The 8169-nt window shown below is 62.1% G+C and carries 6 protein-coding genes; 4 read left to right on the top strand and 2 right to left on the bottom strand.

Features of this window, described 5'->3' with window-relative positions; all coding sequences use genetic code 11:
* Positions 1 to 474: 474 nt before the first annotated feature.
* Positions 475 to 1194, top strand: coding sequence for a hypothetical protein (locus H6718_36365; GenBank protein MCB9590937.1), 720 nt, complete (start codon positions 475 to 477; stop codon positions 1192 to 1194).
* Between the two features lie 23 nt (positions 1195 to 1217).
* On the opposite strand, the gene H6718_36360 is transcribed toward H6718_36365, so the two are convergent.
* Entirely contained in the window at positions 1218 to 1682 is a 465-nt protein-coding gene (locus H6718_36360) for a hypothetical protein (GenBank protein ID MCB9590936.1), read from the bottom strand.
* 88 nt (positions 1683 to 1770) lie between these two features.
* Positions 1771 to 2139 carry a hypothetical protein gene (locus H6718_36355; protein ID MCB9590935.1) on the bottom strand — a complete coding sequence of 123 codons (369 nt, stop codon included), beginning with the start codon at positions 2137 to 2139 and terminating at the stop codon, positions 1771 to 1773.
* Between the two features lie 1324 nt (positions 2140 to 3463).
* Here H6718_36355 and H6718_36350 point away from each other — a divergent pair.
* From H6718_36350 to H6718_36340, 3 genes are all read left to right on the top strand, one after another.
* Positions 3464 to 5350, top strand: a complete 1887-nt coding sequence (locus H6718_36350) for a protein kinase (protein MCB9590934.1) — start codon at positions 3464 to 3466, stop codon at positions 5348 to 5350.
* Between the two features lie 112 nt (positions 5351 to 5462).
* A complete protein-coding gene (locus H6718_36345; GenBank protein ID MCB9590933.1) occupies positions 5463 to 6263 on the top strand; it encodes a hypothetical protein in 801 nt (266 codons plus the stop codon).
* Between the two features lie 20 nt (positions 6264 to 6283).
* Positions 6284 to 8131, top strand: coding sequence for a glycoside hydrolase family 88 protein (locus tag H6718_36340; GenBank protein ID MCB9590932.1), 1848 nt, complete (start codon positions 6284 to 6286; stop codon positions 8129 to 8131).
* The last annotated feature ends 38 nt before the right edge of the window (positions 8132 to 8169 follow it).

The raw sequence follows: 8169 nt of genomic DNA, 5'->3' as shown, positions 1-8169 counted from the left end.
TCCTGTAGCTCCTGTGATGCTCCCAGGGCGCGCCCGCGTGGCCCTGAACTCGCTTTCGGAGATCACGGCGGCGCGGCGCAGAGGAGGGCGCATTGCGTCGAAGTTACCCTCAAGCGACGGACCAAGCGGTGTCGGGAAAGTAACAAGCCATTCCCTGGCGACACGGGTCCCGCGTTGGAGGACGAGACACACGCTGCCGTGCGGTCTTCGAGCGACCGGAACAAAGCTGCTCGACGCGCACGACATTGTGTAGAATGGCCCACTCACCAGACACTACAATCATACTCGCGCGGAAATATGACCAAGACAACTGGGCATTACACAGCACGCAACGCCACCCGACTCCTTTTCGCGACCTGGTTGCTGGGTGGATGCAAAGCTGGTGTGCCCCCGGCTAGTACCGAATCGCCAGCTGAGCTCGCTCCGTCCTCAGAGGCAGAGGCACCAACCCCCGCTGCGGCTGCCACACTTCCTTTGGACCAGATCCCGCCTCACGAGCGCGTCAAGATCCAAGGGTCTGGCTTCTGGTGCGGTCGCCGACCTGCAGGTGGCAATGAAACCAGCACTTGGGGTGAGCTCCGTCAGTGCTGGCGAACGGAACGGCAGTGCCTGAACATCGTCGCCTCCTCACGCGCCGAATACGAGAAGACCGGGGACACGCGGCTCTTGATGGACGAGAAGTGCAGTGAAGCGCCAGAGGCGAGTTGCCTGCTCACGCAGGCTTCGGGGACATCCGGGGTGAACATCTCGTGCTTTGCGCAGGCAGCAAGCTGCGAGCTTGCGAGCGCTCAAGTCGCAAGCCACCCCGCTGCCTATGCTCTGACGAGCCGCTGCGTGCGCGTCGGGGATATTCCGTACGAGAACACTCGCGCGCCACTCAAGCCTCAGGTGCTCGACCTAGCCGCGATCTCTCAATGGCATTGCTTCGAAACTCCCCATGGCTCGAACTGCTACCCAAAAGCAGACACTTGCGAGGCTGTACGCGAGACCTTTGCGAAGAACAGCACGCCCGTTCAAGGGAGCTGCGCGACTCGCGACACCGCCTACTGCCACGGCTATCACTCCGCGAGGGAAAACAAGGATCGGTTCTCTTGTTTTCAAACGTTTAGAGAGTGCCTGGACATCGCCGCGGCCGGTCAGGATGGCGCGATTCCAGGACGCTCGGACGTCTCGCGTTGCGAGCCAACTGAGTGAACCAAAACACAAGGTGTGCCTGCCTAAGGCGGGGAAGCCGAAGCCACCAGGGGAGGCACGATCTTGAACGCCAAGCGGTCCAACCTCCCCGTCGAGATCACTAGTTGGTCGCCCAGGCTGTACAGCGCGACGTCCTCAGCAGACACGTCGATCGTCTGAGATCGACGTTCCTGCTTGCAGCCCGGTAGGTAGAGACTGAGCGTCGACCCCGAAGAGGTATACAGTCCGCGATGCGAGGTTTCGCTCCACTCGACCTCCAGCGGCCCCAGCTTGCCCTTCATCTCCCGGGTTCCGTACCCGTCGAAATCAGTCTCTTGGTGAAGGACTGAGCGGTGCTTGATCTTCGATGGCTTGATTGACGCGAGCGCCGCACTCGCTGGGGGCGAGGGCTGCTCCACGATGCTGTTCGCGCACTTCTCCGGTTGCTTGTGGCGCGAACACGCAACGCCGGAAGCGAGGAGCATCAGCGTGAGCATCTGGCGGAACACCGGTGCAGGGTACCAGATCGCTTAACCACCCGGAAACTGGTCGATCATCCGGACCACGAAGGGTCCGCAGCCATCATGCTTCCCCAAGCTACCGAAACTCGGTTACCGGGTAACACTGGCGGATCTCTCCGGCACGCGCCTCGCTCGTGACCACGGTTTGGCCCCCCTGGGAGTCGAGTTCAACCCCGCTGGAGTCCCTCAGGGTTAGCCTCCACATTTCTCCCTCTTGCACCTTCCGCCCTTGCCAGCTCCAAAAAGCAGACACCCAAAGGTGCGACCACTCATCGACCGTTAGGGAACAATACATGTCCAGCGGAGGCGATTCCCCATGGAACTGACAAGCTCGCGTGCCTTCGGCGATAAACGCCGTGACGCAGCTTCCCTCGCGACAGAACTCAACCTCGAGGTCCTGCGGCGCTGTCCAGTTGGGGTCCGCCGCATCCGCTCCCACGCTCACGTTGAGCCTCGCTTCACCTTGGCACCCAGCAACAGGGGAATGGCTACAGCTCGCTGTGAGCGTCACGGCTAAGCCAAGCTGGGCGAACGTGGCACACAACCGCTCCCAGGACCCAGTCGCGCTCATGCTAGAAGGCTGACACAAGGCGAGTTGCTTGGAAAGCGACCGCCCCGCTCCGCGCTTCCTCGCGGTCTAAATCGGCAAAGGTGCCGCTCACTCATGGTTCAGCTCGGCGAGCCAACGCGCCCCATCAATGGGTAGTGGACCAATTGGACGAACCAAATCAGGCCGAGCATGCAACAGGTCGACACCAGGTGAATCGAGAAGACGCCGCGCTCCATGCCCGTGTCCTGATTGCCCAGTCACGATGGCAGCGCGCTTTCCATGCGCTACCAAGTCGGAGGTAGCCAGCCCGGTCGCGCGAACGCTCCGCGCCGGGAACGCAACGGGCGAACCCCATGGTTGCTCTTCGCGTCACTACTCGGGAGCGCGCTGAGGATGCAGCGCGATCGCTCCCGCAGAGCATGCTTTTCCCCAGGGCAACACGAGACCGGTTCGCGGTTCAGCGATACTTAGGTACGGAGGAATAGTCGTTCCGGTTGGGGGTGAGGCGCGGCGAACCGCGCCCCAACTGACCGTGGACCGACTTCTCGATCGCGCCCCGAACGGTGCGCGTGACATCGCGTGCCCCTTACGGCTCAGTTGGCTCGAGGCGCTTCGACATCAGGGCGCGCCGCTTCTAGCGCTAGTGCCCTAAGCAGAAATACGCTGGCGTCCGCCGTGCACCTGACGAGGTAGCGACTACGCACCCACATTTGCCTGCATGCGCTTAAGAACGCGCTGCCACGCCGGCTCTTCGAGCACCTACGCACGCGGAGCCGAAGCGCCAAACATCAACGGCAGCTGTGCTTCCGCCGATTCGGCGGCCAAACAACCGCCCAAAATCCAGTTCCTCACGGATATACGCTGTGGCAAGAAGCGACCAGAAAAAGCCACGGGCACCATCACTATAAGCAAAACGGTTTTCCGTTTAGAAACAGATACCGAGAGCACATGAACATCACATTGATAAGCGGACATCGTTTTCCATACGGGTATGTTTGTCAAAATTTTGAACTGCCACCCCTTGGGGTGTTTTCAATCGGGGCTAACCGGGGTTATCTTGAACCTGCACCGCCCAAGTGCATCCTTTTGGCAGCGAGAGGCGAAAGCCACCCAACGTTGCCGCGCAGAACCAAGTCCCTCTATTCATGCCTGAACCGGCTACGTCTTAGCGCGGGTGCAGATCGCATTCCCGCTGTAAAAACGTGCCTTCGGAGCCCCAATGCAACCGGTAAAGATGCCCAGCACAACCGAGGAAGGGGAAGCAGGCGGCACCCTTGAACAAGGGAGCTCGCCCAGCGAGCGCTCGATCGAAGCGAGCGGAGTTGAAGAGCGCCGCAGCGTCGTCGAGGAATACACCGGTCCACTCGAAGAGCAAACGACTCGCCAGTCCGACTCCGGTTGGATGCAGCGCGATAGTGGCTTTCCGTTTCGCAGTGATGAGATCTCTCGATACCACCTGATCATGCGACTTGGGCGCGGCGGCATGGCCCGCGTCTACCTCGCCTGCACGCGAACCGGTTTGTCCAAGCTCATGGTGCTCAAGGTACTCGAGCCCCATCTGACTAGAGATCCCGCCGCACGTATCGCTTTTCACAAGGAGGCCACCCTCTCTGCGCTGATGTCCCACCCGAACGTGGTGCAGGTCCACGAAGTATTCGAGGCAGAGGGCACCCCGGTGATGGTGATGGAGTACCTCGAGGGCTGGTCCCTCAGCGAGGTGCTCAAGGTCACTAGCTGCGGTCTTCCGCTACGCATGAACCTGATGATCCTCGTCCAGGTCTTGAACGCCCTGCACTACGTGCACGAGATGACGGACCTCGAGGGCAAGCCCCTCGGCGCAGTGCACCGGGACGTATCGCCGAACAACATCATGATCCTACCGAGCGGCTTCGCGAAGGTGCTCGACTTCGGCATTGCGAAGGCGACCATCGAGGGCTCGACCGCCACGGAAACGGGGATCATCAAAGGCAAGCTTCGCTACATGGCGCCGGAGCAGCTGATGGGTGGCATCCTGGATCGACGCGTCGACATCTTCGCTGCGGGAGTGATCCTCTGGGAAATGTTGGCGCGCCGCAGGATGTGGTCGCAAGTACCCGACTCTCAGGTCGTCGGGGCCCTCGCCCATGGCGCGCTACCGGACCTACCCGACTACGTCGACGTCCCCGAACAACTGCGCGACGCCGTACAACGAGCGACCGCACGGCAAGCCAAAGATCGCTTCGAAACCGCGCAGGAGTTTGCTCACGTCTTGAGCAGTGTTGCGGCAACGCTTGGTCCCCCACCCTCTTCGTCGGAGGTCAAGGCACACCTTGGCGAAGCGCTGAACGACGTCATCCGCAAGCGCCGAGAGCTGATCAAGAAAGCGGTCAAGGAGGCGAGTTCATCGTCCTTCTCGTCCCTCAGCTTGGACGAGCTACCCATCGTCGAGGCGGGCTCGCCCTCGAGCTCATCCAAGCTCAGCGTGGCGGGCAACGATCGCTCCGGCACGGTCAACGATGGCGGCCTGTCTGCGAGCACATCCGGGGAGTTGGTGTGGAGTTCCCGGCGCACGAAACGCTGGAAGCTAGCTGCGCTTGTGCTTGGAGTGCTGCTCGTTGGAACGACCGCGCTGATCACCCAACTGAGCGGTCGCCAGTCAGACGATGCTCAGAGCAGGCTCGCAGCAACGGTACCTCAGAAGGTGAAGGTCCTCGCGCAGCCGGCGAGCGCGACCATCTTCGTGAACGGCGTGGAGCAAGACCACAACCCCGCGGAGTTCCCGGTTCCCACGGGCAGCTGGCGCTTGAAGGTCATGTCCAGCGGACACGAAACCTTCGACCACGTCTACGACGGAGCCCCACAGAGTCCAATCAAGGTTCGCCTCGAGCCATCGCCGAGGTTGGAGCCTGCGCTGAGCGCCAGCGGGAGCAGCACCCCAGCTCCCGCTCAAGCGGAGACGGCACCCAGACGAGTGTGGCAACCCAGAGTCGTACGCAGCGCAGCGCCGAAGCAACCAGCGCCTGAACAAGCGCCGAAGCCCTCGTCCGAGCGCCCTGCGCCCAACTGCTCGCCGCCCTACTACTACGACGCAGAGGGCACAAAAATTTTCCGCAAGGAATGCTTCTAAACTCGTCCCCGCGCTACCGCGCCCCAACTACACGGAGCTAGCTTTGCGCAAACTAAGCCTTGTTTCCCTCCTAGCCTTCGGCATGTTGTGCCCTGGTGCGGCCCACGCCGATATGGCTTCTTGTACCGGGCAGCACGCCCAGGGACAGCGCTCGCTACGGAGTGACAAGCCGCTAGCTGCGACGAAAGAGTTCGCGAAGTGTGCGTCCGATTCCGAGTGCGCCGCTGAGGTGCGCAACGAGTGCATCGAGCTGCTCGAACAGGCGCGCGCGGCCACACCAAGCATCGTATTCAGTGCAACGGACGAGCAGGGCAACGACGCGCCAACCACCGAGGTCGTCGATGCCAAGGGTAAGGTGGTCGCGCTGGCCAACGGTCGGGCCACTGACTTCGAGCCCGGCCCGCACAAGCTGACTTTCAAGTTTCCGAACGGCAAGCAGGAGAAGCAAGTCGTCACGATCCGTCAGGGCGAGAAGAACCGGGTGATCAACGTCGCCTTACCCAGACCCGAGATGGACAAGACACCGGGCACTGGCTTTCCCCAAGATAGAGCTGCCAGGCCAGCGGAGCCCAGCGGCATTCCAGCTCTCTTCTGGGTGACGACCGTTCTCACCGTTGTTGGCGGCGGCACCTACGCTGCCTTCGCCTTGATGGGTCAGGAGAAAGAGGACCGCCTCGATGCTTGCGCCCCGACTTGCGGTGAGGACGAGCTCGGCACCTATGACGACATGAAGCGCGACTACCTGATCGCCGACGTCGGCCTAGGGGTGGGAGCGGCCTCTGCCATCGTCGCCGTCTCCACGCTGATTGCCTGGAGCGTCGGACAAGACACTCCGGCCGACGACTCACGGAGCCGAGTTGGGGGCGTGCTCACCCCGAACGGCGGCCAGATTGCCTTCAGCGGACGATTCTAGGCTTGCTTTTGGGTACACGCATGACTGAACACGATCTGCGAAAGATTCCGCGAGGCGGCCACACATTGCCACCTGGCAATTGCATTCGCCGGCTCGACCAGGCTGCGCGGGGCCCATGCCTGCTCGCCGCTAGCCTACTCGTGTCGTGCACATTGTCGGATTCCGGCGGCGCGAAAGGGTCGGCTGGTGGATCTGGTGGAGGCGCGGGCGCGGCGGCATCCGGCGGGAGCAGCTCAGGCGGCGCGGACGTGGGTGGTGTCGGAAACACGAGCGGAGCGTCCCATGGAGCGACTGGCGGTACGGTCAGCGCGGGAACGGGAGGAACCGGCGGTGCAGGGTCGAGTGGAGGAACCGATAGCACCGGTGGAACAGGTGGGAGCGTGGCGGGCAGTGGTGGCGCAACCGGTGGCGCGGGAGGTACCTCGCCCGATCTGCATGCACAACAGGTGCTGAACAGCATCCGCCGTGTGAACGACTACTGGATTCTCAACCACATCGGAAACGCAGGTAGCAACCAGTGGGATCGCGCGACCTACTTCAGCGCCAACATGATGGCCTATTCCCAAATGGGAATAGAGGACTACCGGAGCCACACCGAGACCTGGGCTACATCCCACGCTTGGGGACTCAACGGTGGCGACACCACTCGCTTCGCCGACAATCACACCGCGGGCCAAGCGTACATCGCGCTCTACCGGCTAGACCCGCAGAGCGAACGGATTGAGTCGATCACCAACAGCATCTCCGCCATGGTCGCATCCAGCCAGCGCGACGATTGGTACTGGATCGACGCGCTACACATGGCCATGCCTGTGTTCGCTGCGCTGGGACAGGTGCACAGTCAGCAGCAAGCGTACTCGGACGCACTCTATGCGCTGTACCGCGACACACGTGTGAGGCGTGGTCTATTCAACGAGTCCGACGGGCTCTGGTACCGCGACGAAAACTACAAGCCTCCGGCGACCACGCCAGGCGGCAAGAACATCTATTGGTCGAGAGGCAACGGCTGGGTCATCGCAGCGCTGGCGAAGACTCTCACCGAGCTCCCTGCGAGCGATCCACATCGTGACGAATACCAGGCAGTTCTGCGGTCAATGGCCACAGCCCTCGCCGGCGTGCAGCGCCCCGACGGTTTCTACAACTCGAGCCTGCATGATCCTCTGGACCATGGCGGCCCCGAATCCAGCGGGACGGGCTTCTTCACGTATGGAATTGCCTGGGGGATAAACAACGGAGTCCTCGACCGCTCAACGTTCGAACCGACGGTCCTCGCAGGTTGGAACGCCCTGGCCAACACGGCTGTGCAGCCTGACGGCCTGCTCGGCTACTGCCAGCGCATTGGTGCGGCTCCCGCCGACACCAGCGAGAGCGAAACCACCGACTACTGTGTCGGCGCGTTCATCATGGCGGGTCTCGAGGTGGCGAAGCTGCTCCTCCCTGGCGGCTCGAAGGAGATCGTGCTGCCAGCGACGGTCGCCTCTGCGACGGGCGAGCAAGCTGGCAATGAAGCACAGAACATCAGCGACGCCAGCATCCTGACGCGGTGGTCCGCAGAGTTCGGGCCGCAGACGACGCCACCAAGCACTTCTCAAAGCATCGTTTTGGATCTCGGCTCGGATGTACGGGTGGACGCCATCGAAGTGTTGGCGCTTCAGAACCGTGCCTACCGGTACACGGTAGAAGGCTCGAGCAACGCGAGCTCCTATCACGCGCTCGTCGATCGCTCAGCCAACACAATCGGAGGAACGATGCGGGATCCGGTTGGAGAGACGCTGCGCTACGTCCGCCTAACTTTCACCGGTGCTGCGAACTACACCGGCAACTGGATAAGCATCGCCGAAGTCCGGCTGATCCAGACTTCGTCTTAGCTATCCAAAGCTGGCTGTTCGCGTCCACGAAGGACGCC

This window comes from Polyangiaceae bacterium, from assembly GCA_020633205.1.
Lineage (GTDB): Bacteria > Myxococcota_A > Polyangia > Polyangiales > Polyangiaceae > JAHBVY01.
Note: the sequence above shows the minus strand (reverse complement) of the source record. Positions and strands in the feature narration are given on the sequence as shown.